This window comes from Arthrobacter sp. T2-23 (genome assembly GCF_055398325.1).
On the sequence record NZ_AP027917.1, the window covers coordinates 2858890 to 2885340 of the forward strand.

Consider the following 26451-nt stretch of genomic DNA (forward strand, 5'->3'; position numbering starts at 1 on the left):
GGTCAGAACGCCGGCGGTGCACCCCCGGCCGGGAGCTCCACGGTAAACGTGCTGCCGCGGCCGGGGAAGGTGCTGCACGAGATCGAGCCGCCGTGTCCCTCCACAATCGCCTTGGTGATGGACAGGCCGAGTCCGGCCCCGGGGATCGAACCGTCCCGCACGGCCGGGCTCCGGAAGAAGCGGGTGAATACCCTGGCTGCGTCGGCGGCGGTCATACCGATGCCGCTGTCCGCCACCTGCAACAGCACCCGGCCGCCCTCGGATCGGGCCGAGACCGTCACAGCCCCGCCGTCCGGTGAATATTTGATGGCGTTGGAGACGAGGTTGTCCAGGGCCTGGCCGATGCGCAGCGGGTCCACGTTTGCCCACAGCGGGACCGGAACGTCCATCCCCAGCGAGACCCGGGAGGCCTGAGCGTGGGCCTGCGCGGAGCCTAGGCTCGCCTCCACGAGGCCGGCCAGGTCGGTCTTCCGCGGGTGGACCTGGACCGCGGAGTTGGCGGACATCAGCAGGTCCGAGACCAGCGCGAGCAACCGCTCGGCGTTGCGCTGCGCGACCTCGATCCGGCGCAGCACCGGCAGCGGCAAATCTTCGCCCAGCACCAGATCCAGGTTGCCAATGATCGACGTCAGCGGGGTCCGGAATTCGTGCGAGACGGTTGCGACCACGTCCTCCTTGGCCGCCAGGGCGTTCACCAGTCCGGTCACCTCGTTGTAGACGACGACGGCGCCGCGGAACTCGCCGTCGTCGTTCTTCAGCGGCCCTGCCCCGGTGGACACAACACGGCTGCCGGGGGACTCCCCGAAGCAGACCAGATGGTCGGCGAAGGATTCGCCGGCCAGGGCCCGACGCAGCGGACGCCGTCCGGCCGGGAGCGGCGTTGTCTGGTCCCGGCCCGTCAGCAGGAGCTGCTCTTCCCATCCCGGGTCGGCGGGGCCGGCGCCGCCGGGCTGCGCCGCGGACGCCTCCAGCCGTGCCTGCCAGCTGTTGGTGAGCAACCGCCGTCCGTCGGCCCCGATGGCCACGATGCCGACGTCGACGGTGTCCAGGATGGTGTTCAGGAGTCGTTCACGCTCCCGGCTTTCCGCCAGGAGGGCCTGGAGCTCCGCCTCCTTGGACTCGACCTTGCGCTGCTGGCCCCGCAACTGCGCCCTGGCGAACTGCATGGCCAGCGACACGGCGAGGGTCATCAGGGCCAGGAGTGCCACCGTGGCGATGCGCCCCGGACTGTTGTCTACACCGCCGGCGAAGAACCAGGGCAGGCCGGCCAGCAGCGGCCCGAAGAAGCTGAGGGAGAGAATGGCGGCGGGCGCGAGCCGCGACGCGGAGATCCAGACGACTGGCAGCACGGAGAGCACCCCGAGGCCAGGTAGCTCCTCCGCGGCAGCGACCCGGCTCAGCCCGATCGCGGCCAGGTCCAGGACCGGAATGACCAGGGAAGCGAGCGGCCCGAACCTTTGCCACGGCACAAGGAAGCAGGCGAGGAAAAGCGTTGCGTGGAGGGCCAGGGCGGACTGGCCCCAGGTGCTGGCGAGGTGGAGGTTCCAAGCGGCCGGCGCGGCTGCCACCCCGGCGGCCAACAGCATGGTGAGGGGCAGCTGGCTTGCCAGCACCCGGGCGCGCGGACGCAGGGCGCCAAAGCGCCGGTCGACGCCCACGCCTCTGACCAGCGGCCATTCACTCAAAGACTCGTGCCCCTTCCTCGCAACTGGAGTTTACATTGCTGTCACACAAACTTGACTCAAAACCTATGATTGTTGCCCGGGATATTGCGCCGGTGCCCCAAATCGGCGCCTGGGGTGGGTATTCTGGCAGGACATGCGTACGCCGTCGCCCTGCGGCGGGGCGCGGCAGCCGGGCATGGGGGCCCGGTTTGTAACGGCGCTTTAGCTGAACAGCATCGGATGTGAGGGTGGCATGACTGACCTTGGGGTGGCCGTCGTTGTTGAGGACGACGCGGATGTGCGCAACCTCGTGGAGGCCGTGCTCCGGCAGGCCGGCTTCGAGGTGCATTCGGCAGCCGAGGGCCGGGAGGGTGTCGAAGTGGTCCGGCACCGGGAAGCGAATGTGGTCACGCTGGACGTTGGCCTGCCCGATATCGACGGCTATGAGGTGCTGCGCCGGATCCGGCAGTTCAGCGACGCGTACATCGTGATGCTGACCGCGCGGACCGATGAACTCGACACGCTGACAGCGCTCCATACTGGAGCCGACGACTTCCTGACCAAACCGTTCCGGCCCCGAGAGCTACGTGCCCGGGTGGCGGCAATGATGCGACGGCCGCGGCACGACGGCCAGGGGGTGTTGACGCTGGCCCCGGCGCGGCCCGCAGTCGCTCCTGAGGTTTCCGATAACGTGCTGCGGCACAACGGCCTGGCCCTGAACCCGGAGATGCGCTCGGTGACGGTCGACGGAGAGCCGCTCGCCCTGACCCGCAGCGAGTTCGACCTCCTGCAGGCGCTCCTGCGTGGTGCCGGCGCCGTGAAGTCCAAGACCGAGCTGGTGCGCGTGGTGCGCGGGGAGTATTACCGTGCCGATGCCTACATCAGCGAGTCCGATGAACGGGCCGTCGAGGTGCATATCGGCAACCTGCGCCGGAAACTCCGGGAGGATCCGGTGCAACCGCGGTGGCTCCAGACGGTGCGCGGCGTGGGCTACCGGCTGGCGCCTGCCCGTTCCTAGCGCTCCCAGAGAATGTAGCTGAACTGGAGCTCGTCCACGGTTGCGCTGCCGCGAGCGGCGACGTCGCCCAGACGGGACGCTGCCTGCGCCAGGCTGCCCGACCGGATGACGTCTTCCAGCTCGGCAGCGAGCTCGGCCAGGCGCAGGCCCCCCACCATCGACGAGGACGTCTTGAGGCTGAGCACGGCGTCCAGCGCCGCTGCCTGGTCGCGGCGGTCCAGGGCGGTGGCCAGGGCGTCATAGCGCTGGTCCCACATCTGCGCGTAGTCGCGGGCGAAGCCCTTGGCGACGGCGGCACTGTTCAGCTGCTCGCCCAGGTCCTGCAGGGCGGTAGGGTCCACCAGCGGCGCCGCGTCGGTATTGGGTGCCGCCGGTACGGCTCCGCCGGCGGGGGCTTCGGCGGCGGGCAGGGGGCCCGTTTTCCCGTCGTCGGGGCAGGCAGCTAAAAGAGACATGGCACTACGGTACTAGGTGTCCGGATCGGTGCCGCAGGCGGCGAGGTATCCTGCGGAAACCTTGCGGCTATCCTTGTCCCGCCCCGGCGGCGCCCGTCAGTGGCCACTGAAAGTCTCGATGGCGTTGATTACGGCGGGTCCCAGGATGGCGATAAAGAGCACCGGAAAAATGAAGAACAGCAGCGGGAACAGGATGGTGACCGGCAGTTTCATGGCCTTCTCCTCGGCCCGCTGGCGGCGCTTGACGCGCATCACCTTGGCCTGGATCCGGAGTACCCGGCTGATCGCAATGCCGTAGGTGTCGGCCTGCACCACGGCTTGGACGAAGCTGCGCAGCTCCGGGATGTTGGTCCGCCCCGCCAGGGCCTGGTACGACTCGCGGCGGCTGCGCCCCACTTGCATGTCCTGCAGGGTGCGGATCAGTTCCTCGGCGAGCGGGCCCTTGCCGTTTTCCCCGGCCCGGGCCATGGCGCCTTCGAAGCCGAGCCCGGCCTCGACCGAGATGAGCATCTGGTCCAGGGTGTTGGCCAGTTCCAGCTGCATGATCTTTTGGCGTTCCTGGCCCTTGCTGTATAGGAGCAGGTCCGGGATGAAGTAGCCCAGCAGCATCACGAACAGCCCGACCAGCTTCAGAACCGGCGTCGGCGTGCTGGCGAGCCACAGGCCCAGGAGGGCTCCGACCAGCCCAAGCAACGGCTTGGCAGCCAGCACCCGCCCCAGCGGGAGCGAGGCCGGGCGGCCGGCTAGGGAGAGCAGCCGGTCAAGTTTACGGACGTACGCCGGGGGCGTCAGCCGGTGGCCAATCCGCTCAAGCAAGGCCGTCTCCTTGGGTCCGGCGGACTCCGCCGACCCGGAGCTCAGCGACAAGATGTCCCGGATGGCGCGCTGGGATTTCCGGTCCACGGAGAGCAACGACCAGGCCAGGTAGGCCAGCGGACAGCAGATCAGCAGTAGTGAGCTAAGGATCAGGGGACTCATCGGGGCCTCAGAACTTCAAATCGATGATCTTGCGCATCCACAGGCCACCGATGGTCATCAGGATCACGGAGGCAGCCATCATGGCCCAGCCCAGCGGGTTGGTGAACATGACGTTCATGTAGCCGGGGTTGACCAACATCAGCATAAGGACGATGCCGACGGGCATGGCCATCAGGATGTACGCGGAGAACTTTCCCTCGGCCGCGAGGGACTTGATGTGGCCCTTGATCTCGGCGCGCTCACGGATGGTCTCGTTCACCTGGTCCAGTACCTCGGCAAGGTTGCCGCCCACCTCCCGGTTGATCTGGATGGCCTGCGCGATCCAGACAAAGTCCTCGCTGCGCATCCGCTCCGCAGTGTCACTGAGCGAGGCCAGCAGATCGCGCCCGAGCGAGGTTTCGGTGATGACGCGACGCATTTCCTCCGCAGTAGGGCTCTGCGATTCGCTGCCAGCGGCGTCGATGGCGCGCAGAATGCTGTGCCCGGCCCTCAGGCCACCGGACAGCAGCTGCAGGGTGTCGCCCAGCTGGTCATCGAATTTCGCGCGGCGTTTGCCGGTCAGGAAGGTGAGAACCAGATGCCCGGCGACCGGGGCGAGCGCGACGAACAGGATGGCCAGCAGCAGTCCGCCCACAACCAAGCCGGCCACTGCACCCACGAAGGCGCCGACGGCAAGCAGGACGTAGAAGTCGCCCTGGCCCATGCGCAGCCCCGCCTGTTCCAGCGAGTCACGGTTGAAAAGCCGGACCTTCCGCTGCGCGAAGAAGCCGTCCGCCAGATTGGCCGCGGATCCGGCGAACCGGCTGAGCGAGGAATCCGGGGAGGCCTGGACCGGACGCCGTCGGTCCAGCGGAACGCGGACGGCCCCCGGCGAGAGGAACGCCGTCGCCAACAGGAGGACGGCAGTGACGAGGAAAGCGACGCCGAAAGTCAGGGTCATGGCCGGTTCACGCCTTGCCGGCCGGAGTCAGGGGAGCCGCGAAGACGCCGGGGGACACGAAGATCCCCATGTCCTCGAAGCGGTCGATGAAGCGCGGCCGGATACCGGTAGCCACCGGCTTGCCAAGGAACCGTCCGTGAGCGTCCACCCCGGCGGAGTAGTCGAAGACGAAGGCGTCCTGGAGGGTGACAATGTCGCCCTCCATGCCCTGCACCTCCGTGACATGGGTGATGCGGCGGGTCCCGTCGCGCAGGCGGGAGATCTGCACGATCAGGTTCACCGCGGAGGCGATCTGCTCACGGATGGCGCGCAGGGGCAGGTCCATGCCGGCCATCAGGACCAGCGTCTCCAGGCGGGCGACGGCGTCGCGCGGCGAGTTGGAGTGAACCGTCGAGAGTGAGCCGTCGTGGCCGGTGTTCATGGCCTGGAGCATGTCGAGGGATTCGCCGCCGCGGACCTCGCCGACAACAATGCGGTCCGGCCGCATACGCAGCGAGTTGCGCAGCAGGTCGCGGATAGTGACCTCGCCCTTGCCCTCGGTGTTGGGCGGCCGGCTTTCCAAGCGCACCACGTGCTCCTGCTGAATCTGCAGTTCCACCGCGTCTTCGATCGTGACGATGCGCTCGTCGTGCGGCAGGAAGGAGGAGAGGACATTGAGCAGCGTGGTCTTGCCCGTGCCTGTGCCGCCGGAAACGATGATGTTCAGCTTGGCCCGGACACAGGCATTCAGCAACTCCGCCATCTCCGGGGTCAGGGTACCGAAGTCGATCAGGTTGCGGACCGTGAGGGGCACCTTGCTGAACTTTCGGATGGTCAGCGAGGAGCCGCCGACCGCCAGCGGGGGGATGACAGCGTTGACGCGGGAGCCGTCCTCGAGCCGCGCGTCCACAAGCGGGGACGACTCGTCGATGCGGCGGCCCACCTTTGAGACGATCCGCTCGATCACCTTGCGCAGGTGCTCCTCGGAGCTGAAGCGCGAATCGGTGAGGGTCAGCTGGCCCTTCCGCTCGACGTAGATCTGGTCCATCCGGTTGACCATGATCTCGGTGACCGCCGGATCGTCGAGCAGCCGCTGGAGCGGGCCGTAGCCCAGCACGTCGTCGGCGACGTCGCGGACCAAGCGGGTGCGTTCCTCGGTGGACAGCGGCACCTGTTCGGCGTCGATGATGCGGGTCAGCTCGTCACGGGCGGTGGCGCGAAGCTCATCCTCCTTGACCGCCGAATCACTGAACCGCGTGCCCATGCGCTCGAACAGGGCGGTGGCAGCGCGTTCCTTGAGTGCAGCAAAGGCGTCCACGGGCTGCTGGCCCTTGGCCCGGGCGGTGTCCGGGTGTTCAGCAAACGCTGGAGCCGCCGCCGCGGCGAGACGGGACGGCTCAGGCCGTGACGTTTCGGGACGCGACGGGTCGACGAGGGCCGGTTCGCTCAGGGAACGGGCGGCCGGGACGGGGTACAGCGTGGCGGTCGACGACGGCGCCGGGGCCGGCCGCGGGCCGGATTCAGCCGCAGAGAGTCGCTCGGACAGTTTCACCTAGACCACCACCCGTCGGTGCAGCTTCTTTTGGGCGGTCGCACGCCAAGCAGGATCGAAGCGCGTCACCAGCTGCCGCAATCCCTTCACGGCCGGATCCCTGCGGCCGTCCTGCAGGACCGGGATCCCGCGGTTCGTGGAGTACGCCACGGCCTTGGACCGCGGAATGCTGACGTCCACTGGGGCGCCGATGGTGGCCTCGACGTCCTGGACGCTGAGGCCAGACTTGGAGTCGGCCATGTTCAGGACCACGTGGCGGGTCTCCGGAAGGAGATCCAGCCGGCGCAGGATGTCCAGGCCGGACCGCAACCCGCGGATGCTGGGAACGTCCATGGCCGTCACCCAGACGACGTCGGTGCACTGCTCCAGCGCGGCCAGGCCAACCTCGGGCAGGCCGGGGGCGGTATCTATCACGACGTACTGGAACTGTTCTGCGAGCTGTTCGATCAGCCGGCTGACCTGCTGGGGCGTGATGTCATCGGCTTCCACCGGGGTCCGGGGCGCGCACAGGGCGTAGATGCTGCTGGGGTGGACCGTGAGGAAGGCCTTGAGCACGAGCGAATCACGGCTTGCCGCGGCGGAGACGGCGTCGGTGATGGTGTGCTCCGGTTTCAGGTACAGACCGGAGGACACGTCGCCGAACTGCAGGTCCAGGTCCACGATCACCACGCCCATGGGGGCAACCTTGCCCAGGCCGATCGCAATGTTCGTGGCAATCGTGGTCTTGCCGACACCGCCCTTGGGGGAGAACACTCCGATCACCAGCCCCCGGGGTCCGCTGTCCGGCTGCTGCGCGGCGGTTGTGCGGTTGCGGCTGGCGAACGACTGGCAGGCGCGTTCCAGCATGACCCGGATCTGCGCCGGATCCGCCGCCGGGCTAAGGATGTCGCGGATGCCGGCGCGCATGGCCAGAAGCACGAACTCGGGGCCCGCATCACCCACGAGGATGACGCGCAGTTCCGGAAGCTGCACGTCGAAGACGGTGGCGAGCCGGAGGGCGTCCTCGACGGGGACGTCAGGGCCAAGGATGAGCACCTCGGGACGTTCCTGGTTGAGGTTGGCGAACAGCTCGCCGGGGTCCGCCGGATTGACGAAAGCGAAGGTCTGGACGCCGCCGGGCAGGCCCCCAGCGACAGCCTGGCGTACCCGCGCGTCGAAGTCGGTGTTGGGCGTGATCAGCACGAAGCGGCTCACTTGTAGACCTCCGGTCGGGTGATAATGCCGGGTCGGCCGCTGTCCGAGGCCTCAAGCGGTTCCCTGCTCAACCAGATGCTTGCGGCGTCGCTAAAGTTCGACGCGTAGACAATCTTTGTGGCTTCGACGTCGTTGACTGCCACGGTCACGATCATTGAACCGACCGGCAGTGAGGTGTCCGCTGTGGCCGCCCCCGGGCCGCTGGCCGAGGGCTGCGGGGTGGGGGTGGCGACGGGTGCGCGCTGCACCGCGGTGACCAGGGCCTTGTGGATAGTCAGCTGGGTAGTTTGTTTATCTGCCTTGCCTTCGATTCCCCCGTCTTTGAGGTTGATGAAGACACCGACGTGGTCGCCTGCAGAAATGCGGCCGCCAACCACGCGCTGCGGTTCGAGCTGGAAGGAAACCTCCTGCAGGCCCTTGGGAATGTCCACCGTGCCGCTGGTCTTGAGCTCAGAGGGTTCGACCAGCCGCTCGGCCACGAGCTGTTCGCCGGGCAGCAGGGCGACGGCGGTGACCTTCCCGGCCAGTCCGTCGAGGTTTTTCAGCGCCGTCTTGGAGACGGCCTTGCCGGGGAGTTCCTGGCTGGTGACGAAGGCGGCGAGCGTGGCAACGGGCGTGCCGGCGGGGACGGCTTTTTGCACCACCAGCACGCTGACAGGTTCCAGGTTCTGCACGGCCCGGCTGTCGGCGCCCTGGGCGTAGCTGACGACGAGGATGGCGCCGACGATGGCCAGCACGACGGCGGCCAGTCCTGCCAATAAGCGTGACTTCAAAAACTGCTCCTGAACTTGTTGGTGGACGAGTCTGCTATTGCGTGAGGCGGACGACGGCGGCGCCATAGTCGTCCGTAGATCCAAGCGAGTATCCGTCGGTCAGGGAAACGAAGGTAATGAACGTTCCGATGATCCCGCGGCAACTGCCGGTGCATTCCAGCGCGGATGGCACGTCGGGGCGCGCGTTGCGGAACGAATATGGCAAGGAGCCGTTTCCACTAAATTTCCAGCCGGCGACCGAGAAAGCAGCAAACGCGATCAGGCCGTACGCGGCGTTTCGCCCGGACCCGGTCGTCGTGTTAAAGATCGGCAGAAAAACGGTCACCGGCCTGCCTGCAGTGATGTCATCGGCCCAGCGCTGGAGGAGGCCAGAACAGTTGCCGGGCGGGTTGTTTCCGGGATCGCTGGCCGCAACGCCGCGGGCGAGGTCGATCGTGGCGCCGCAGGCGCCGTTGTCTTGCATGAGCCAACCGAAACCGCCTGGCACGGCTGCACCCGAAGGTCCATACATGCAGTCGGGGTTGGTGCCCTTGCCGTGATTTTGAAGCAGTTGCATGGGGCCGTTGACCTGCCCCTTGACCTGGCATATCGAAAACGCCAGCGGAAAGGGCGCCTGGCCCGCTACGGGGCGGCCCCATTGCACGGCAGACCCGGCCGTTACCTCTGTGGTGTCGAACCCCAAGGCCCGTGCGAAGAACAAGGAAACCCTGTTGGGGTCCTTGCCGGGTTCCTGGGCTCCGGCGGAGACGGTGACAGTGCGGTTTGCCTTGTCCAGCAGCAGGGCCTGGACGTTGCTTGCGCCGTCGGCCGCGTTGCCGTTGGCAAGAACCCGTGCGAGCGTGGACGTGGGGGAGCACTCGACGTCGTTGATGTCTTTCGCGCACTTTTGCGCCACGGCCAGGGCCGCGGCATCGGCGCCGTTGCGCAACTGGGTGCGCTCCGCATATAGCATGCCGACGTCGACGGCCAGGGCACCGAAACCCAGCAAGACCACCATGAGGATCGCGACCATAACGGCGATCCCGCCGCGCTCGCCGTCCGAACCGGCGCCCGGAGTGCTTACCCGCCGCACAGCATGACTCCTTTGCCTTCCATCGGGAACGGTCCGGCGATTCCTGTCATGGTCGACAGCGTGTAGGTGATACTGACCGTCACCTGCGCACCGGACGTGCAGGGCGTGGGACTGATCGTGATGTTGGAGTCGGACAGGGCCGGCTGAAATCCGCTGGCGGCGTTCTTCACCGCCGTTTTGGCGGCAGAAGCGTTGTTGTTGATGGCCATCACCCGGACGCCTTCCCGGGCCGCGCTGGAGAGCGAAATCTGCACGTTGTAGGCGCGGCCGAATTCCATAATGCCCAGCAGGATCATGACCAGGACCGGCGCCAGCAGGGCAAACTCCACCGCGACGGCGCCCCGTTCGCTTGTCTTGGACATGGGGGACGGCCTTCCTGTGTTCTGTTGCTGGCGCGTGAAGACAATCAGGGTTGGGAAAGGCCGGAGCCTTCCCCAACCCTGACTGGTGGATCGCTGGGCGCTGCTACTTGGAGCACGTCGCAGCGGTGCCGGCTGGCGAACCCGCGGCAACCGCCATCGAACCGCCCTTGACGCTGCAGGCAACGTTTTCGAAGGTGGAATTGAGGTTTCCGCCGAGCATGGTGACGGCGACGATGATCACGACGGCGATGAGGGAAACCATGATGCCGTACTCGACGGCGGTGGCGCCGCGCTGGTCACGGCGAAGACGGGCGGCGAGACTGCTGAAGAACGAACGCACGGATGCCTCCTGGGCGATGGCTGCGGCCCGGGTGGGCCCTGAGACGAACGGTCGGAAGACTACTTGGAGCAGGTCGCAGCGGTGCCGGCCGGCGCTCCCGCGGCCACGGCCATCGAACCGCCCTTGACGCTGCAGGCGACGTTTTCGAAGGTGGACTTGAGGTTTCCGCCGAGCATGGTGACGGCGACGATGATAACGACGGCGATGAGAGAGACCATGATGCCGTACTCAACGGCAGTAGCGCCGCGCTGGTCGCGGCGCAGACGGGTTGCGATGTCGGAGAAGAAGGAACGCATTGGTGACTCCTGAGCGAGTTGGGCGGCTGGCCCTGCACCAGCACTGAGAGGAACTTAGCAAGCGCCGACACGCCGTCAATCCGACTTGGGAACATCCTGTGCCAAGACTTCCCTTAATGCCCATTTCCTGTCCTTTCCCTGCGCGTATCCTGCGCCAGCGGCGGCGGGCAGCGCACTGGCACAAGGAAGGACCCCCCTCAGCTCTGGGTTCCAAGGGGGGTCCGGTCTTTGGGCGGCCCGAAGGTGGGCCGCGTGCTTACTTGTTGGCGAAAAGCTCCATGATGCTCAGCACCGTCGGTCCCAGCACGACGATGAACAGCGTGGGCAGGATCGAGAAGATCAGCGGAAAGAGCATCTTGACCGGCATCTTCATGGCATGTTCCTCCGCACGCTGGCGCCGCTTCACCCGCATGTCCTTGGCCTGCGCGTTCAGCACGTTCGCGATGGCGATGCCGTAGGCGTCCGCCTGGACCACGGCCCGGACGAAGGACCGCAGATCCGGTACGTCCACGCGCTGGGCCATGGCCAGGTAGGCGTCCTTGCGAGAGCGGCCCACCTGGATGTCTTGGAGCGTCCGGATGAGTTCCTCGGCGAGAGGGCCCTTGCCGTTCTGGCCCGCCCGGGCCATGGCTGTTTCGAAACCGAGGCCGGCCTGCACCGAGATGAGCATCTGGTCCAGGGTGTCCGGCAGTTCCAACTTGATCTTCTCGCGCCGCTTCTGGGCGTTGTTCCGGATCAGGATGTCGGGCACGAAGTAGGCAAGCGCCGTGACGCCCACCATAAGTACATAGTTGATTGCCGTGGGGCTTCCGGCAACGAGGAAGATGCCCATCACGGCCCCGGCGAGGGCCAGCAGCGGCTTGACCATGATGACGCGGCCCAGCGGCCAGTCCTTCGGCCGACCGGCGCCGGCGAGCTGCTTGTCCAGCCATGCCGTGTAGCCCTTGGGGGTGACCTTCCGGCTGAGGGTGGCGATTTGGCCGGTTGCGGACAACGCGGAGCCAGAGGCCTCAGGGCGCCGGCCGAGGTTGGCCTGGACATTCCGGAGGCCGGCCCGGTCTCCGGTGAAGGCAAGCCAGGTCATGATCGAGAGTGGGGCGATGACCGCCAGGATTGCTGCGTAGGCAATAGTTTGCACTGTTCTCTCCCTTCGTCTCAGAACTTCGGTTTGATAAGTCGGCTGAGCCAGAAGCCGCCCACCGCCAACAGGACGACGGCGGCGAGGATCATCAGGAATCCGGGAAGCGTAGTCAGGAAGACCCTTGAGTACAGCGGGTTGAACAGCGTCAGCCCAATGAACATGACGATGGGGAGCGCCATCAGGACTACCGCCGACATGCGACCTTCCGCGCTGAGCGCCTTGACCTGCCCGCGGAGCTGGTTGCGGTCCCGGACGGTCTCGCCGACGTTGTCCAGGACCTGGGCGAGGTCACCGCCGACTTCCCGGTGGATCTCAATGGCCCGGGTTATTGAGGCAAAGTCCTCGTTGTCGGTCCTCCGGGCAACTTCCGCGAGCGATTCGCCGAGGTCCCTGCCGATCCGCGTTTCATTGACAACCCGGTTCAGCTCCTCCTTCATCGGGGCCTCGTTCTCCTCGGCGGCAGCATCTACAGACCGGAGCAGGCTGTGCCCTGCCCGTAGACCCCCGGCGAGCATCTGCAGCGAATCGGGGACCTGCTCGTCGAATTTCTTTTGGCGCTGCGCAACCAAAACGTTCAGGAGGAGAAGGAGGCCCACGGGGGCCAGCAACAGCATCAGCACGGCGAACAGGGCGCCGCCCAACAGGAATCCAAGGACCACCGCCACGAAGGTGACGGCTCCGGCCATCAGCAGGTAGTCGCCGGGCTGGTTCTTCAGTCCGGCGCTGTCCAGTTTCTCGCGGTTGAGCAGCCCGGAACCGCGGCTCCGGAGCCCTTGGTTGAGCGTGTGAACGGCGTGGTCCGTGAGCTTGGTCAGGTTGGAGGAGTGGACGGCCGCCTCGTCCGGGCGGCGCCGGCTCAGCGGTACCGACCGTGATTTGAAGGCGACGGCGACGAGGATCGCCAGGGCCGCGTAGGTCAAGAGGAGCCCGCCGACGAAGACAAGCGGCGACTGGTCCAGCACGGTTACCGCCCCCTGACGGGTGCAGCGCCAAAGACCGCCGGCGAGATCGGGATCCCGAGTTCGGCAAAGCGGTCCGTGAACCGCGGCCGCACGCCGGTCGGGATGGGTTTGCCCAGGAACCTGCCGCTGGCGTCGATTCCGGCTGAATAGTCGAACACGAAGGCATCCTGCAGGGTGACGACGTCGCCCTCCATACCCTGGACCTCCGTGATATGCGTGATGCGCCGCGAACCATCGCGGAGCCGGGAGATGTGCACGATCACGTTGACTGCCGAGGCCACCTGTTCGCGGACGGCCCGCAGGGGCAGGTCCATGCCGGCCATCAGAACCAGGGTTTCCAGCCGCGCAATGGCATCCCTGGGGGAGTTCGCGTGGACTGTGGAGATGGAGCCGTCGTGGCCGGTGTTCATGGCCTGGAGCATATCCAGACACTCCCCGCCGCGGACCTCGCCCACCACAATCCGGTCCGGCCGCATGCGCAGCGAGTTGCGGACCAGATCCCGGATGGAGATTTCGCCCTTGCCCTCGATGTTTTGCGGCCGGCTTTCCAACCGGACCACGTGGTCCTGCTGCAGTTGCAGTTCCACGGCATCCTCGATCGTGACGATCCTGTCGTCGCTCGGAATGAACGAGGAGAGCACGTTGAGCAGGGTGGTCTTGCCGGTACCAGTACCGCCCGAGACGATGATGTTCAGCCGGGCCAGCACACAGGCCTGGAGCAGTTCGGCCATTTCCGGCGAGAGGCTGCCCATCGAAACCAGGTCGTGGACGGTCAGCGGGTCCCGACCGAACTTTCGGATCGTCAGGGCAGGCCCGTTAACAGCAAGTGGGGGGATGATGGCGTTAACGCGGGAGCCATCCGACAGCCGGGCATCCACGAGGGGGGATGACTCGTCGATCCGGCGTCCCACGTTGGAGACGATCCGCTCGATGACCCGACGCAGGGCATCGTCGGAGGTGAACTTCGAGTCGGTGAGCTGGAGGTGCCCCTGGCGTTCCACGTAGATCTGGTCGAAGCGGTTGACCATGACCTCGGTGACGGTGGGGTCGTCCAGGTACCGCTGGATGGGACCGTGGCCGAGCACGTCGTCGATGATCTCGCGGATCAGCCGCTGCCGTTCAAGCGTGGTGAGGGGGATCTGCTCCTCGTCCACGACGGCTTTCAGCTCGTCCTTGACCGATTGGTGCAGTTCCGCCTCGTCGATCGAGGAGTCGGTGATCCGGGAACCGAGCCGCTCGAAGAGGGCTTGGCTGGCGCGTTCCTTGAGCGCGTTCAGGGCCTCGCTGGCCACGGTGGCAGTCTGCTGGAGCTCGATGAACCCGGGCTGCGCCTCTGCCGCCGTCTTGGCTTCGAGGATCCGTCCGAGCGTTGCTGGCGGCGTATGCGAGGCGAAGACGTCGACCGCGGGCTTTTCCTCGGCCGCGTCGGGCTTAGTGCCGCCGCGCAGTTGCTGGAATCGGTCCGTGAGGCTCATTGGACTACCGCCCTTCTGTGGAGTTGCTTGTGCGGCCTGGCTTCCCAACCGGGCTTGAAGCGGTCGACCAGCTGACGGAGGCCCTTCAGGGTTGAATCCCTGCCTCCCTCCTGGAGGACGGGAACGCCTTTGTTGGTGGAAAACGGGAGAGTCCGGGAGCGTGGCAGCACGACGTCCACGGGCGCTCCGATGGTGGCTTCAACATCCTTGAGGGAGAGCCCCGCCCGGCGGTCGGCCATGTTGAGGACGATGTGGCGGTGAGCCGGCACCAGGTTCAGTTCGTCGAGGATCTGGAAGCCCGTCCGCATGCCGCGAATGCTCGGCACGTCCATGCCGCAGATCCACACCGCATCCGTGGCCTGTTCCAGCGTGGCCAGGACGTGTTCGCCCAGCCCCGGCGCGGTATCCACCACGATGTACCGGAACTCCTGCCGCAACTGCTCCAGCAAGTGGGAAACGTGGGCCGCACTGATGCGGTCCATCTCCACCGGTGTCCTTGGGGCGCACAGCGCGTAGATGCCTGCCGGATGGACGGTGAGGTAGGTCTTCAACACCATGGAGTCCTGGCTGGCCGCCCCCATCACGGCGTCGGTGATGGTGAAGTCCGGCTCGAGCAGCAGCCCGCTGGCCACGTCGCCGAACTGGAGGTCCAGGTCCACGATCACGACGCTCATGGGCGCAGTCTTGCCGAGCCCGACCGCGAGGTTGGTGGCCACCGTGGTCTTGCCAACGCCCCCCTTGGGCGACATCACTGCGATGACGCGTCCGGAGCCGTGGTCCGCGTGCTCGGTGGCCTGCGGGCCCAGGCCTCGACGCCGGCCGGCGGCGGCGAGGCTGGCCCGCTCCAGCATGACCCTGATGGTGTCCGGGTCAGCCCCGGGGTCCAGCAGGTCCCGGACGCCGGCACGCATCGCCTGGACTACTATGTCCGGGCTGGCAGCAACCGCCAGGACCACACTGATCTCGGGGTACTGCAGGTCCATTACGGCCGCCAGCTTCAGGGAGTCAGCCACGGGTACGCCGGGACCGAGAATCAGGACCTCGGGCGGGTCGCCAACCATTTGACGCATGATGTCGGCGGGGCCTTCGGGCAGGTAGTCTGCTTTGAAGACGTGCAGCTCGCCGTGCATGCCGCCGATTGCTAGGCGTACCAGCCGCTCAAAATCAGTGTTGGGAGTGATCAGGACGAAGCGGCTCATCGGAACAGCCCTGCCGCGTCCACGGTGCCCGTGCTCGAACCGGGTGCATCGCCCGGCTCCTTGGACAGGTAAATCTTGCCGAACTCGGCGGCGAAGACGATCCGCTCAGCGTCCGCAGAGTTCCTGGCCAGCGTGATGAGGTAGCTGCCGTCGCCCTGCGACTTGGTGGACGTGGTCGACGACACCTGGCTGGCTCCGGCTGAAGAGTCAGCGGTTCCGGTCTGCGTTGCTGCACCGTCGCTGTATTGCGCCGCCGTCACCAAGACTTTGTGGAAGGTCTGCTGCGTCTTACTCAGCTTGGCACCGACCGCACCGTCGGCTCCGGTGGATGCTACATCCAGTGACAGGAAAATGCCGACGGTGTCTCCGGCCTTCAGGATGCCGCCGGCGACGCGCTCGATAGGCAGCTTGAGCGTGATCTCCTGGAGTCCCGCGGGCACCTGGACGCGTGAGGGACCGACGAAAGCCTGCTCCTCCACGAGGCGGCTAGAGAGGAGTTGTTCGCCCGGCATGAGTGCCACGGCGGTGACCTTCGATCCGAGTGAAGCAAGGTCGGTGACGTTGTTGCTGGCAAGCGCAACTTTGGGTACTTCCTTCTTGGTGACCAAGCCAGCGATCTTGTCGGCAGGTGTGCCGGCCGGAATGGCCTGCTGAACGACGTAAATGCTTTCCGTCTCTGTACCGGCCATTGCGCGTTTGTCCGCATTCTGAACGTACGAGACCAGCAATACGGTTCCGATAATTGCCACAAGTAATGCGGCGATGCCTCCCAGTAGGCGCGTTTTCATTTTCTTTCCCCTCTAATGCATTTAGGAAACTATTTAATAAGATGGACCGAAGTTTTTTGATAATAAGGCCCGTTTGGATTGCTCCGTTGCGACCACGGGATGAAAGCCTGGAATTGTCCGCAAATGCCGCGATCGCTTCCCTTCTTGGATAGGGCAGTGCATGTGGGATCCGCTTTGGGAGCTGCCAGGCCGTCGCTGTCTTTGACGAACGACCAGCCATGGATCTCAACTTTCGCAAAGCCGGATAGATGAAAGCGCCCGTGGCTCCCCCCGCTGTCACCGTCATCAAAAATGGGGAAATAAGCAGTGGCGTACTGTTTCTTCGAAAAGTCGATGGCCGCCCGCCAGACGTTCAGCGTCGTGGAGCAGTCCGCCGGCGTTTTGCTGTTTCCGGGGTCGGAGCCGACCCAGCCGGCGGAGTCCGCACCGGTGTCACATACGCCGGTCTCATCGAGCCAGCCAAATCCACCTGGGATATGGTGCCCGGAAGGGCTCCCGACGCACGGACTCTTGCCGTGCTCTTTGAGTAGAACAGTTGTTCCCGCGGGCGCGAACGCCGGGGTGATTTGACATTGGTCGAAGACCAGCGGGAAGGCTCCGGAGGAAGCGCCAACCTGCCAGACCGCGGTCGCCTTGGCACCGACGGACACGGGGCCCGCATTCAGCGCTGACGCAAACATCTTGGTCAGGAAGCCCCCGCCCTTACCATCTGAAGTTTGCGTGCGGACCGTGACCTGGCCCGGGACCGCAAGATCAGTCGTGGCAGAACTGAAGCCGTCGTTGGAGTTTGCGTTCGCCAAGGGCCCGGCGAGGGCACCAACGCACGAGCCGGCCGCGCAACTTTGGGCCACGGCCAGTGCGCCCGCGTCCGCAGCGTTCTGCAGTTGCGCCCGCTCGGCGTAGATCTGGCCGACATCGACGGCCATCGCGCCGGCTCCGATGAGCACCAGCATCATGATCGCGACCAGAACACCCGCAGCTCCACGGTCGTTTCCCTGGTCGTCCATCAGCCGCCGCATCGCATTGCTCCTGTTCCACGGACAGTGACGGAGCTGCCGAACATTCCCGTCAGGGAATTTGCCGTATAACCAACGGCCACCTGCGTGTTGCCTGTGGCGCCCGCTGGGCACGCACCTGTGAAGGTGTACGTGAAGCCGGCCGCATTGAGACCTGGGGCGCCTGCCACTGCAGCCGCCTGCGCCTTGCCCTGATCATTGAAGATCGCCATGGTCCGGGCGGACTCGCGGGCTGCCTGGGTGACGGAGATCTGCAGATTGTACGTGTACGAAAACTCGATGATCCCGCCAACCAGTGCGAGCAGGATAGGGGCCACGAGGGCGAACTCGACGGCGGCGGCCCCCCGTTCCCGTCCCTGCGCCCTAGACCGGGGCGTCGGTAAACTGCTGCGCTTCATTGGATCCCCCCAGGGATAGATGCAGCCGAAGAATTAAGAACTGTGCCGCGTCCGCGGACACGGACGCGGCACAGTCGGTGTTGCTGAGACCAGAGGTTCTGCCGGAGGAGGCGACCTATTTGTTGCTCCAGCCTCCGACGGTCTTGCCGAGTCCGTCGAACCATCCACCCAGTTGCTGCCCGAAGAACGTCACTCCGCCGATGATGAGGAAGGCGATGAAGGCGACGAGCAGTGAGTATTCGGTTGCGGTTGCGCCCTTTTCAGGGGTGAGCCGGTTCTTGACGCCGGCGATGAAAGAAAGCATTGAGACCATGAGACCAGTCATTTTAAAAGTCCTTTTCCAGAGTTATGAGTAGTTTTACGGAATTCCAGCAAATCCCCTTTTGCTACTTGGTGGAGCTCCGATGGGACAACAATTGCACGCCGATTAACGGCCCCGCAACGAATCGAGATACTCGATTTCTGAAGGCAAAATTGGGCTTTTACGTACCCCTCTGGAAAGGTGTACTCAGTTCCTCCGAGCGCGCCAACAGCCACTACTTGCTTTGATAAGTCGACTTACTGGTTCGCCTACGTGGGAGGCGGGAATGGGCGCTACGCGAAGAGCAGGATGGCGAGCAGTGCGGCGGCCAGCATGGACGGCCCGTAGGCCACTTCTTTAGGCTTGTTTCCGCGGTTCATGAGGACGAGCACCAACGAGACAAGGCCGCCAGCGACAAAGCCCAGGGCACCGCCATAGAACAGCGGCGCCCAGCCCAAGTAGCCCAAGTACAGCCCGAGGGGCGCGGCGAGCTTAACATCGCCCATTCCGAGGCTCCTGGGGCTGATGAGAGCCAAGATGAAGTAGAAAAAGAAGAGAATGACCCCGCCGGCGAGCCCCCGGACCAGCTCCGCCCATGCCCCCAGGGCGACAGAAGCCCCTCCGAGCAGCACTACGCCGGCCCCCAGCAGGGGTACCACCAAGCGGTTGGGCAGCAAATGGTGGACAATATCGATTCGCGCCAGCTGTACGCCGGTAATTGCAAGCAGTAGAAATGCCGGCAATTCCGGCGAAGCCCCGAAGCGCCAGGCCAGCAACGCGCATAGCGCCGCGGCGGCCGCCGTCGTCGTCGTCCGCTGCAGGGGAGTGGGGCTGCCCGCCAGCGCGGGCAGGGCGCGCCGGACCACGGCGTCGCCCAGCAGTCCCAGGCCCAGCCCGGCGGCGGCGATTGCGGCGATGAACAGCAGCGGCGCGGCGCCTGCGGCGGCGGGGTCGGGCACGGTACCTCCAGGATCGCGGCGGGCCGGACTGCGCGGCACACAGGGCAGCGTGCCACCGACACCCCATTTTGACCCACGGCCCCGGCTTCCGCTATTCTTGGTAGTCGTTGTGCGTGTCCTATCTCGATGATGCGTGCCCGCTTGAGAATCCGGTTGCAGGATAGCTACTCAACGTGCACATTCGAGACCACTGGATGACTGGTTACATGGAGCCCTCACCTCTGTTCCGGTAGCGCATAGATAGTAGGTGCACCTTTGCGTGACGCCTAAAACAAGAACGCCAGAACAAGAACGAGGCAAACACCGTGCGTACGTACACCCCGAAGCCCGGCGATATCAACCGCCAGTGGCACGTCATTGACGCCACCGACGTTGTCCTTGGTCGTCTCGCCAGCCAGACCGCAATCCTGCTGCGCGGCAAGCACAAGGCCACCTTCGCGTCCCACATGGACATGGGCGACTTCGTCATCATCATCAACGCTGAGAAGGTCGCCCTCACGGGCGCCAAGCTGGAGCAGAAGCGCGCATACCGCCACTCCGGTTACCCGGGCGGCCTGACCTCCGTCAACTACGCGGAGCTGCTGGAATCCAACCCGGTCCGCGCCGTGGAGAAGGCCATCAAGGGCATGCTCCCGAAGAACTCCCTCGCTGCGCAGCAGCTGGGCAAGCTGAAGGTTTACCGCGGTGCAGAGCACCCGCACGCCGCCCAGCAGCCCAAGACTTTCGAAATCACCCAGGTCGCCCAGTAGTCCTGGCCACCAAACAACTTATTAATACAAGGAGAACCGTGGCTCAGAACGAAGAGACCACCGAAGCCGTTGAGGCTGAGGAAAACCTGACCAGCTACACCTCGGAAAGCGGAGCTGCGGATGCAGCGGCGCCGAAGAAGGAACGTCCGGCACTGACCGTCGCCGGCGCAGCCGTTGGCCGCCGCAAGGAAGCCGTTGCACGCGTTCGCGTTGTTCCGGGCTCCGGCAAGTGGACCATCAACGGCCGCGAGCTGTCGAACTACTTCCCGAACAAGCTGCACCAGCAGGACGTCAACGAGCCCTTCAAGATCCTCGATCTCGAAGGCGCCTACGACGTTATTGCCCGCATCCACGGCGGTGGCCCCTCCGGCCAGGCCGGTGCACTGCGCCTCGGCATCGCCCGTTCGCTGAACGAGATCGACGTCGAGAACAACCGCGCCACCCTGAAGAAGGCCGGCTACCTTACTCGTGACGCACGCGTCATCGAGCGTAAGAAGGCTGGTCTCAAGAAGGCACGTAAGGCTCAGCAGTACTCCAAGCGCTAAAAAGCGCCTTCCCGACCGGCATCCGCCGGTTGGTCCCGGAAGCCCGTCCCGCACTTGTGCGGGGCGGGCTTCCGTCGTTTAACGCCCGTCCGCCCGCCCGGGGCGGGAGCCGGGCGTGCCATCGACTAAACTTGGACACGATGTCTAGATTATTTGGAACAGATGGAGTCCGAGGCCTGGCTAACGGTCTGCTGACGGCAGAGCTTGCGATGCAGCTGGCGCAGGCCGCCGCCGTCGTCCTCGGCCACGACCGCAGCATCGACGGCAAACGGCCCCGCGCGGTCGTCGCCCGCGATCCGCGGGCCAGCGGGGAATTCCTCGCTGCCGCCGTGGAGGCCGGGCTCTCCAGCTCCGGCATCGATGTCTACGACGCCGGCGTGCTGCCCACCCCTGCCGCTGCATACCTCGTGGCGGACCTCGACGCCGACTTCGGCGTGATGATCTCCGCCTCCCACAACCCGGCACCGGACAACGGCATCAAGTTCTTCGCCCGCGGCGGCCAGAAGCTCCCCGACGACGTCGAAGACGCCATCGAAGAACAGCTGTCCAAGGAGCCCTACCGCCCAGTCGGCGGCGAGGTGGGCCGCATTCAGCGCTTCTCCGACGCCGAGGACCGCTACATCGTGCACCTGCTGGGCACCCTCCCGCACCGGCTTGACGGCCTCAAGGTGGTCTTGGACTGTGCGCACGGCGCCGCCAGCGGTTGTTCTCCCCAGGTCTTCAAGGACGCCGGCGCCGAGGTGGTGGTCATCGGAGCCGAACCCGACGGCCTCAACATCAACGACGGGGTCGGCTCGACGCACCTCGGCCCGCTCAAGCAGGCGGTCCTGGAATGCGGCGCCGACCTGGGCATCGCACACGACGGCGACGCCGACCGCTGCCTCGCGGTGGACCACGAAGGCAACGAGGTGGACGGCGATGAGATCATGGCCATCCTCGCCGTGGCCCTCAAGGATGCCGGCAAGCTCAAGGATGACGTCCTGGTGGCTACCGTGATGAGCAACCTGGGACTCAAGCTCGCCCTGCGTGACGCCGGCATCAGCCTCCGCGAGACCGGCGTGGGTGACCGCTACGTGCTCGAGGGCATGCGCGAAGGCGGCTTCAACCTCGGCGGCGAACAGTCCGGCCACGTCATCTTCGCGGACCACGCCACTACCGGCGACGGGGTGTTGACCGGCCTCCAGCTTGCCGCCCAGGTGGCGCTGACCGGCCGTCCGCTCAAGGAACTGGCCAAGGTCATGACCAAGCTCCCGCAGGTGCTGATCAACGTCAAGGGCGTCGACCGTACCCGCGTTAACGGCGACGAGGCCGTGGCGGAGGCCGTGGCCCAGGCCGAAGCGCAGTTGGGCGACACCGGACGCGTGCTGTTGCGGCCGTCCGGTACCGAACCGGTCGTCCGGGTCATGGTGGAAGCCGGCGACCACGACACCGCGCAGGAAGTCGCTGAAGGGCTCGCCCAGGTGGTCCGGACCGAACTGGCCCTGGCCCTCGTTTCCGACTGACCCCATATTCCACAAAAGGCGGCCCGTTTCCGGAAGGAAGCGGGCCACTTTTGTTTGCTGCGGAACTAGTTGGTGCGGGCCAGAGCGTCGCGGATCTCGGTCAGCAGGGCGATCTGCGGGTCCTCGGCCGCCTCTTCCTTGACATCCTGGCTGATGCCCAGCCGGCGGTTGCGGCGTTCGATCATGTGGTTCATCGGCACCACCACCACGAAGTAGATGGCGGCCGCGACGAGCAGGAAATTGACGATCGCCGTCAGCAACACGCCGAACTTGATGTCGTTGCCGTTCAAGGTGACGACGGCGAAGCTGTCGAAGTTGGGCGAGCCAACCAGGCCGGCGATGAACGGCATGAGGACGCTTTGGACGAGTGCCGTTACCACGGCGCCAAAGGCGGCGCCGATGACGACTGCGACGGCAAGGTCTACGACGTTGCCCTTAAGAATGAAGTTCTTGAATCCTGTCAGCATGCCCTCAAGATAACCCCGCCGCATGAACTAGCCGTGTCGTCCACGTAAGGATTCCGTTCCGTGTCGTCAGAGATAGGCAGGTGCCGGTTCCAGGCCGAAGTACTCCTCAAGCGTGGCAACGCCCCGGGCGTGCATGTCGACGGCGGCCTCAACGCCGATGTAGCGCAGATGCCACGGCTCGTAGTAGTAGCCGGTAACTTGGTGGAACATCCAGGGGTAGCGGACTACAAAGCCGAAACGGTGCGCATTGGCCTTGGCCCACACGGCGGCCGGCTGTTCCGCGAAGCACGGCTGGAAACTGCAGGCGCCGCCGCCGTCGCCGATGTCGAAGGACCAGCCGGTCTGGTGCTCCGAGTGGCCCGGGCGGGCCGACGCGGTGTCCGCCTCGGCGCGCCCGCGGGAGTTCACGTAGCTGTTGTAGGTGGCGGTTTGAGTGGCGAAGGAGCGGTAGCCGCTCGCCAGGACAAGGACGACGCCGGCCGACGCCGCGTCCGCGAACATCCGCTGCGCCGCCGCCGCCGTCGAGCTGTTCAACAGCGCAGCCTCCCCGGACACCGCGAGCCGCACGGCCGGCTGCACCAGGTCCGCCGGTACGAAGGCCGTGGGGGAGAGCGGACGGTGCTTGTTCACCACCACCCACGGGCTCGTGGGATCCGTGAGGGAATACTGCCGACCGGGCGCGGCGGCCGCCGGGGAAGTGGGCGCCGCGGAAGCGGCCGGGCCGGGACCCGCGGGGTTCGCGGGGCCCGTCGTCGCCGTGGCCGTGGCGGCTGGTGATCCCGAGGAGGCCTGGACCGTGGGGGAGGGGGTCACAGTTGGCACGCCTGTGCCGGAAGGAGCGGCTTGTGTCCTGCCATCCGGGCTGCAGGCGGCCACGGCGGCCAGACCCGCGAACCCGGCGCCCGCGGCCACGATGCGCCCGAACGCCCGTCGGCTAGGGCTTCCCGGGTTATCCGCGCCGCCGCCGGCGTTCTGGCACACCTGCGCTAGACCTTGCGCAGCAGCATACGGCGGATGGAGTGGTCGGCGTCCTTGGTCAGCACCAGCTGGGCCCGGCCGCGGGTGGGGAGGACGTTTTCCTCCAGGTTCGGCTCGTTGATGCGCTTCCAGATATCGCGGGCGGTCCGCTCGGCCTCGGAGTCGGATAGTGTCGCGTAACGGTGGAAGTAGGATTCCGGCTGCGCGAAGGCGGTGGTCCGCAGCTTGCGGAAACGGTCCACGTACCACTCCTCGATGTAGGAGGTCTTGGCGTCCACGTAGATCGAAAAGTCGAAGAAGTCGCTCAAGGCGAGGCCCTGCCTCCCGTCGTGGCGCGGACGGGCCGGGGCCAGGACGTTGAGCCCCTCGACAATGAGCACGTCCGGCCGGCGGACCACGACCTCTTTGCCCGGAACGATGTCGTAGGTGACGTGCGAGTACCAGGGGGCACGCACTTCCTCTGCGCCGCCCTTGACCTCGCTCACAAAACGCAGCAGGGCACGGCGGTCGTAGGACTCCGGGAAGCCCTTGCGGTCCAGGAGCTGCCGGCGTTTGAGCTCGGCGAGGGGGTACAGGAAGCCGTCGGTGGTGATGAGTTCCACGTTCGGGGTGCCCGGCCAGCGCCGGAGCATTTCGCGGAGCACCCGGGCGATGGTCGATTTCCCCACCGCGACCGAGCCGGCCACGCCGATGACAAACGGGGTGCGCTGGGTCTTCTCGCCCAGGAATGTGGTGGTCGCCGCGTGAAGCTGGTTGGCGGCCTCGACATAGAGGTGCAGTAACCGGGACAGCGGCAGGTAGACCTCCCGGACCTCCTTCATGTCGAGGGGGTCGCCCAGGCCGCGGAGGCGGAGCACGTCCTCTTCGTTGAGGGGCTGCTCCATCTGGGCAGCGAGCCGGGACCAGGTCTGCCGGTCCAGCTCAACGAACGGGGAGACACCCTCGCCGTTCGCGTCGTTGCGTTGCAAAGTCACCCTAGAGATTCTGCCCTTGACGACGCCCAGAGCGAAATGGAGGCCCTCGCGGCGCGCGGGAGGCGGGCGCGGGCCGCTCATCCTACGTCGGACGACCGGGAAACCCGCTAGGCTTGAGCCCATGTGTGGAATCGTTGGATATGTAGGCCGCTCGGCTGGCCGGGAAAATACCGAACACAAAGCCCTGGACGTTGTGCTGGAAGGTTTGCGGCGCCTGGAGTACCGCGGCTACGACTCGGCGGGGATCGCCGTCGTGGCGGACGGTGCCATTTCGTCGCGCAAGAAGTCGGGGAAACTGAGCAACCTGATCGCCGAACTCGAGGCCAACCCGCTGCCCGAGGCCATGACCGGGATCGGGCACACCCGCTGGGCGACCCATGGCGGCCCCACGGACCAGAACGCCCACCCGCACCTGTCCGACGACGGGAAGCTGGCGCTCATCCACAATGGCATCATCGAAAACTTCGCTGAGCTGAAGCAGGAACTCGTCCGCAAGGGCGTGACGTTCCACTCCGAGACCGACACCGAAGTGGCCGCCGCGCTGCTCGGCGACATCTACCGGAACCAGCTCGGCGGCGACCTCTCCAAGGGCGGCCTGACCAAGGCCATGCAGCTTGCCTGCCAACGCCTCGAGGGCGCCTTCACGCTGCTCGCCGTGCACGCGGACCAGCCCGACGTCGTCGTGGCCGCCCGCCGCAACTCCCCGCTGGTGGTGGGCCTGGGCGAGGGTGAGAACTTCCTCGGCTCCGACGTCTCCGGCTTCATCGACTACACCCGCCGCGCCGTGGAACTGGGCCAAGACCAGATCGTCACCATCACGGCGGACACCGTGGAGATCACGGACTTCTTCGGCGGCCCGGCCGAGGGTAAGGAATACCACGTCAACTGGGATCCCGCCTCCGCGGAGAAGGGCGGCTTCCCGTCCTTTATGGAGAAGGAAATCCACGACCAGCCGGACGCCGTGCTGCAGACCCTCCTCGGCCGCTCCGACGTCCACGGAAAGCTGACACTCGATGAACTCCGGATCGATCCGGAACTGCTCAAGACCGTCGACAAGATCATCGTCCTGGCCTGCGGCACCTCCGCGTACGCCGGGCAGGTTGCGAAGTACGCGATCGAGCACTGGTGCCGGATCGCCACCGAGGTGGAGCTCTCGCACGAGTTCCGCTACCGGGACCCGATCGTCGACGCCAACACCCTGATCGTCTCCATCTCCCAGTCCGGCGAGACCATGGACACCCTCATGGCCGTCCGCTACGCCAAGGAACAGGGCGCCAAGACGGTCTCCATCTGCAACACCAACGGGTCGACCATTCCGCGTGAGTCCGACGCCGTGCTGTACACCCACGCCGGTCCGGAGATCGCCGTGGCCTCGACCAAGGCCTTCCTGGCCCAGATCACGGCCGCCTACCTGCTGGGCCTGTACCTGGCACAGCTGCGCGGCAACAAGTTCCAGGGCGAAATCAAGGACATCCTCGCCGACCTGGGCAAGATCCCGGCCAAGATCCAGCAGATCCTGGACAACGAGGGCCAGATCAAGGAACTCGGCACGGCCATGGCAGACGCCAAGTCCGTGCTGTTCCTGGGCCGCCACGTCGGCTTCCCGGTGGCTATGGAGGGTGCGCTCAAGCTCAAGGAGCTCGCCTACATCCATGCCGAGGGGTTCGCTGCCGGCGAGCTCAAGCACGGCCCGATCGCCCTGATCGAGGAAGGCCAGCCGGTCTTCGTGGTGGTTCCGTCGCCCCGCGGCCGCGACTCGCTGCATTCCAAGGTCGTCTCCAACATCCAGGAAGTCCGTGCCCGCGGCGCCAAGACGATCGTGATCGCCGAGGAGGGCGACGAGGCAGTCAAGGCCTACGCCGAGCACGTCATCTACATCCCGGAGACGCCGACGTTGCTGGCGCCGCTGCTGTCCACCGTGCCGCTGCAGATCTTCGCGCTCGCCCTCGCCAGCGCCAAGGGCTACGACGTGGACCAGCCGCGGAACCTGGCCAAGAGCGTGACCGTAGAATAGCCGCATGATTGTTGGCATCGGCGTAGACGTCGTAGACATAGAACGGTTCGGCCGGCAGCTTGAGCGCACCCCCGGGTTGCGTGACCGGCTCTTCGTCCCGGCCGAGCGGGAGCTGAACACCCGGTCCCTGGCGGCGCGGTTTGCCGCCAAGGAAGCCGTGGCCAAGGTCCTCGGCGCCCCGGCCGGCATGAACTGGCAGGACTGCTGGATCGGCCTGGACCAGCACGGCCCCACGGTCCAGGTCAAGGGCACGGTGCTGGCCGTCGCGGAGTCGAAGGGCGTCAAACGGTGGCACCTCTCGATCAGCCATGACGGCGGTATCGCTACCGCCACGGTAATCGCCGAGGGCTAAGCAGCACC

Annotated in this window: 29 protein-coding genes; 6 read left to right on the plus strand and 23 right to left on the minus strand. The window is 66.0% G+C overall.

What is annotated here, in order from left to right; translation table 11 throughout:
- Positions 1-2: 2 nt before the first annotated feature.
- Positions 3-1685, minus strand: coding sequence for a sensor histidine kinase (locus ACZ5Z0_RS13380; protein WP_464108837.1), 1683 nt, complete (start codon positions 1683-1685; stop codon positions 3-5).
- A 232-nt stretch (positions 1686-1917) separates the two neighbouring features.
- On the opposite strand from ACZ5Z0_RS13380, the gene ACZ5Z0_RS13385 reads away from it, so the two are divergent.
- Positions 1918-2682, plus strand: coding sequence for a response regulator transcription factor (locus ACZ5Z0_RS13385; protein ID WP_464108838.1), 765 nt, complete (start codon positions 1918-1920; stop codon positions 2680-2682).
- On the opposite strand, the gene ACZ5Z0_RS13390 is transcribed toward ACZ5Z0_RS13385, so the two are convergent.
- The 19 genes from ACZ5Z0_RS13390 to ACZ5Z0_RS13480 form a co-directional block, all read right to left on the minus strand.
- On the minus strand, positions 2679-3137 hold the full coding sequence (locus tag ACZ5Z0_RS13390; protein WP_464108839.1) for an Hpt domain-containing protein: 459 nt from the start codon (positions 3135-3137) through the stop codon (positions 2679-2681). The two genes, ACZ5Z0_RS13385 and ACZ5Z0_RS13390, sit on opposite strands and share 4 nt — an antisense overlap.
- Positions 3138-3233: 96 nt before the next feature.
- Positions 3234-4115, minus strand: a complete 882-nt coding sequence (locus tag ACZ5Z0_RS13395) for a type II secretion system F family protein (protein ID WP_464108840.1) — start codon at positions 4113-4115, stop codon at positions 3234-3236.
- A gap of 7 nt (positions 4116-4122) precedes the next feature.
- Positions 4123-5055 carry a type II secretion system F family protein gene (locus ACZ5Z0_RS13400; protein ID WP_464108841.1) on the minus strand — a complete coding sequence of 311 codons (933 nt, stop codon included), beginning with the start codon at positions 5053-5055 and terminating at the stop codon, positions 4123-4125.
- Positions 5056-5062: 7 nt separating this feature from the next.
- Complete coding sequence (locus tag ACZ5Z0_RS13405; protein WP_464108842.1) at positions 5063-6586, minus strand: CpaF family protein; 1524 nt, start codon at positions 6584-6586, stop codon at positions 5063-5065.
- Positions 6587-7780, minus strand: coding sequence for an AAA family ATPase (locus ACZ5Z0_RS13410; RefSeq protein ID WP_464108843.1), 1194 nt, complete (start codon positions 7778-7780; stop codon positions 6587-6589).
- The gene (cpaB, locus tag ACZ5Z0_RS13415; protein ID WP_464108844.1) at positions 7777-8553 is read right to left on the minus strand and encodes a Flp pilus assembly protein CpaB; all 777 of its coding nucleotides are present in this window, start codon (positions 8551-8553) and stop codon (positions 7777-7779) included. Before cpaB (ACZ5Z0_RS13415) ends, ACZ5Z0_RS13410 begins: the two co-directional genes overlap by 4 nt.
- Before the next feature lie 34 nt (positions 8554-8587).
- Entirely contained in the window at positions 8588-9565 is a 978-nt protein-coding gene (locus ACZ5Z0_RS13420) for a pilus assembly protein TadG-related protein (RefSeq protein WP_464108845.1), read from the minus strand.
- Positions 9566-9612: 47 nt separating this feature from the next.
- The gene (locus ACZ5Z0_RS13425) at positions 9613-9987 is read right to left on the minus strand and encodes a TadE/TadG family type IV pilus assembly protein (RefSeq protein WP_464108846.1); all 375 of its coding nucleotides are present in this window, start codon (positions 9985-9987) and stop codon (positions 9613-9615) included.
- Positions 9988-10090: 103 nt separating this feature from the next.
- Positions 10091-10327, minus strand: a complete 237-nt coding sequence (locus tag ACZ5Z0_RS13430) for a Flp family type IVb pilin (protein ID WP_464108847.1) — start codon at positions 10325-10327, stop codon at positions 10091-10093.
- Positions 10328-10386: 59 nt separating this feature from the next.
- Positions 10387-10623 (minus strand): Flp family type IVb pilin, encoded by a 237-nt coding sequence (locus ACZ5Z0_RS13435; protein ID WP_464108848.1) that lies wholly within the window; start codon positions 10621-10623, stop codon positions 10387-10389.
- A 256-nt stretch (positions 10624-10879) separates the two neighbouring features.
- Complete coding sequence (locus ACZ5Z0_RS13440) at positions 10880-11761, minus strand: type II secretion system F family protein (RefSeq protein ID WP_464108849.1); 882 nt, start codon at positions 11759-11761, stop codon at positions 10880-10882.
- Positions 11762-11778: 17 nt separating this feature from the next.
- Entirely contained in the window at positions 11779-12726 is a 948-nt protein-coding gene (locus ACZ5Z0_RS13445) for a type II secretion system F family protein (protein ID WP_464108850.1), read from the minus strand.
- 2 nt (positions 12727-12728) lie between these two features.
- Positions 12729-14201 (minus strand): CpaF family protein, encoded by a 1473-nt coding sequence (locus ACZ5Z0_RS13450; RefSeq protein WP_464108851.1) that lies wholly within the window; start codon positions 14199-14201, stop codon positions 12729-12731.
- Complete coding sequence (locus tag ACZ5Z0_RS13455) at positions 14198-15400, minus strand: AAA family ATPase (RefSeq protein ID WP_464108852.1); 1203 nt, start codon at positions 15398-15400, stop codon at positions 14198-14200. The genes ACZ5Z0_RS13450 and ACZ5Z0_RS13455 overlap by 4 nt, the downstream gene beginning before the upstream one ends.
- Positions 15397-16188: a Flp pilus assembly protein CpaB gene (cpaB, locus tag ACZ5Z0_RS13460; RefSeq protein ID WP_464108853.1), complete on the minus strand. Its 792-nt coding sequence runs from the start codon at positions 16186-16188 to the stop codon at positions 15397-15399. Before cpaB (ACZ5Z0_RS13460) ends, ACZ5Z0_RS13455 begins: the two co-directional genes overlap by 4 nt.
- Before the next feature lie 29 nt (positions 16189-16217).
- The gene (locus tag ACZ5Z0_RS13465) at positions 16218-17207 is read right to left on the minus strand and encodes a pilus assembly protein TadG-related protein (protein WP_464108854.1); all 990 of its coding nucleotides are present in this window, start codon (positions 17205-17207) and stop codon (positions 16218-16220) included.
- Positions 17195-17521 (minus strand): TadE/TadG family type IV pilus assembly protein, encoded by a 327-nt coding sequence (locus ACZ5Z0_RS13470; protein ID WP_464108855.1) that lies wholly within the window; start codon positions 17519-17521, stop codon positions 17195-17197. The genes ACZ5Z0_RS13465 and ACZ5Z0_RS13470 overlap by 13 nt, the downstream gene beginning before the upstream one ends.
- 196 nt (positions 17522-17717) lie before the next feature.
- Positions 17718-17915, minus strand: coding sequence for a Flp family type IVb pilin (locus ACZ5Z0_RS13475; protein ID WP_464108856.1), 198 nt, complete (start codon positions 17913-17915; stop codon positions 17718-17720).
- A 281-nt stretch (positions 17916-18196) separates the two neighbouring features.
- Entirely contained in the window at positions 18197-18901 is a 705-nt protein-coding gene (locus ACZ5Z0_RS13480) for a prepilin peptidase (protein ID WP_464108857.1), read from the minus strand.
- Positions 18902-19167: 266 nt separating this feature from the next.
- Between ACZ5Z0_RS13480 and rplM the strand changes: the two genes are divergently transcribed.
- The 3 genes from rplM (at position 19168) to glmM (ending at position 21658) form a co-directional block, all read left to right on the plus strand.
- On the plus strand, positions 19168-19611 hold the full coding sequence (gene rplM, locus ACZ5Z0_RS13485; RefSeq protein ID WP_015937805.1) for a 50S ribosomal protein L13: 444 nt from the start codon (positions 19168-19170) through the stop codon (positions 19609-19611).
- Positions 19612-19649: 38 nt separating this feature from the next.
- Positions 19650-20156 carry a 30S ribosomal protein S9 gene (rpsI, locus tag ACZ5Z0_RS13490; RefSeq protein WP_056737844.1) on the plus strand — a complete coding sequence of 169 codons (507 nt, stop codon included), beginning with the start codon at positions 19650-19652 and terminating at the stop codon, positions 20154-20156.
- A 140-nt stretch (positions 20157-20296) separates the two neighbouring features.
- A complete protein-coding gene (gene glmM, locus ACZ5Z0_RS13495) occupies positions 20297-21658 on the plus strand; it encodes a phosphoglucosamine mutase (RefSeq protein ID WP_464108858.1) in 1362 nt (453 codons plus the stop codon).
- Between the two features lie 65 nt (positions 21659-21723).
- Here the strand turns inward: glmM and mscL are convergent, their stop codons facing one another.
- The 3 genes from mscL to coaA form a co-directional block, all read right to left on the minus strand.
- Positions 21724-22125: a large conductance mechanosensitive channel protein MscL gene (mscL, locus tag ACZ5Z0_RS13500; RefSeq protein ID WP_464108859.1), complete on the minus strand. Its 402-nt coding sequence runs from the start codon at positions 22123-22125 to the stop codon at positions 21724-21726.
- A 66-nt stretch (positions 22126-22191) separates the two neighbouring features.
- The gene (locus tag ACZ5Z0_RS13505) at positions 22192-23106 is read right to left on the minus strand and encodes a M15 family metallopeptidase (protein WP_464108860.1); all 915 of its coding nucleotides are present in this window, start codon (positions 23104-23106) and stop codon (positions 22192-22194) included.
- Between the two features lie 5 nt (positions 23107-23111).
- Positions 23112-24077, minus strand: coding sequence for a type I pantothenate kinase (gene coaA, locus ACZ5Z0_RS13510; protein ID WP_464108861.1), 966 nt, complete (start codon positions 24075-24077; stop codon positions 23112-23114).
- A gap of 121 nt (positions 24078-24198) precedes the next feature.
- Here coaA and glmS point away from each other — a divergent pair, with 121 nt between their 5' ends.
- Both glmS and ACZ5Z0_RS13520 read left to right on the plus strand, forming a co-directional pair.
- Positions 24199-26091, plus strand: coding sequence for a glutamine--fructose-6-phosphate transaminase (isomerizing) (glmS, locus tag ACZ5Z0_RS13515; protein WP_464108862.1), 1893 nt, complete (start codon positions 24199-24201; stop codon positions 26089-26091).
- Positions 26092-26095: 4 nt separating this feature from the next.
- Positions 26096-26443 (plus strand): holo-ACP synthase, encoded by a 348-nt coding sequence (locus tag ACZ5Z0_RS13520; RefSeq protein ID WP_138768610.1) that lies wholly within the window; start codon positions 26096-26098, stop codon positions 26441-26443.
- The last annotated feature ends 8 nt before the right edge of the window (positions 26444-26451 follow it).

Excerpts from the sequence above, each read along its gene's own strand:
- ACZ5Z0_RS13385 (WP_464108838.1), top strand. The coding sequence starts at position 1,918 with ATGACTGACCTTGGGGTGGCCGTCGTTGTTGAGGACGACGCGGATGTG.
- ACZ5Z0_RS13390 (WP_464108839.1), bottom strand. The coding sequence starts at position 3,137 with ATGTCTCTTTTAGCTGCCTGCCCCGACGACGGGAAAACGGGCCCCCTG.
- ACZ5Z0_RS13395 (WP_464108840.1), bottom strand. The coding sequence starts at position 4,115 with ATGAGTCCCCTGATCCTTAGCTCACTACTGCTGATCTGCTGTCCGCTG.
- ACZ5Z0_RS13400 (WP_464108841.1), bottom strand. The coding sequence starts at position 5,055 with ATGACCCTGACTTTCGGCGTCGCTTTCCTCGTCACTGCCGTCCTCCTG.
- ACZ5Z0_RS13420 (WP_464108845.1), bottom strand. The coding sequence starts at position 9,565 with ATGGTCGCGATCCTCATGGTGGTCTTGCTGGGTTTCGGTGCCCTGGCC.
- ACZ5Z0_RS13425 (WP_464108846.1), bottom strand. The coding sequence starts at position 9,987 with ATGTCCAAGACAAGCGAACGGGGCGCCGTCGCGGTGGAGTTTGCCCTG.
- ACZ5Z0_RS13435 (WP_464108848.1), bottom strand. The coding sequence starts at position 10,623 with ATGCGTTCCTTCTTCTCCGACATCGCAACCCGTCTGCGCCGCGACCAG.
- ACZ5Z0_RS13450 (WP_464108851.1), bottom strand. The coding sequence starts at position 14,201 with ATGAGCCTCACGGACCGATTCCAGCAACTGCGCGGCGGCACTAAGCCC.
- ACZ5Z0_RS13455 (WP_464108852.1), bottom strand. The coding sequence starts at position 15,400 with ATGAGCCGCTTCGTCCTGATCACTCCCAACACTGATTTTGAGCGGCTG.
- cpaB (WP_464108853.1), bottom strand. The coding sequence starts at position 16,188 with ATGAAAACGCGCCTACTGGGAGGCATCGCCGCATTACTTGTGGCAATT.
- ACZ5Z0_RS13465 (WP_464108854.1), bottom strand. The coding sequence starts at position 17,207 with ATGCGGCGGCTGATGGACGACCAGGGAAACGACCGTGGAGCTGCGGGT.
- ACZ5Z0_RS13475 (WP_464108856.1), bottom strand. The coding sequence starts at position 17,915 with ATGGTCTCAATGCTTTCTTTCATCGCCGGCGTCAAGAACCGGCTCACC.
- glmM (WP_464108858.1), top strand. The coding sequence starts at position 20,297 with ATGTCTAGATTATTTGGAACAGATGGAGTCCGAGGCCTGGCTAACGGT.
- mscL (WP_464108859.1), bottom strand. The coding sequence starts at position 22,125 with ATGCTGACAGGATTCAAGAACTTCATTCTTAAGGGCAACGTCGTAGAC.
- glmS (WP_464108862.1), top strand. The coding sequence starts at position 24,199 with ATGTGTGGAATCGTTGGATATGTAGGCCGCTCGGCTGGCCGGGAAAAT.
- ACZ5Z0_RS13520 (WP_138768610.1), top strand. The coding sequence starts at position 26,096 with ATGATTGTTGGCATCGGCGTAGACGTCGTAGACATAGAACGGTTCGGC.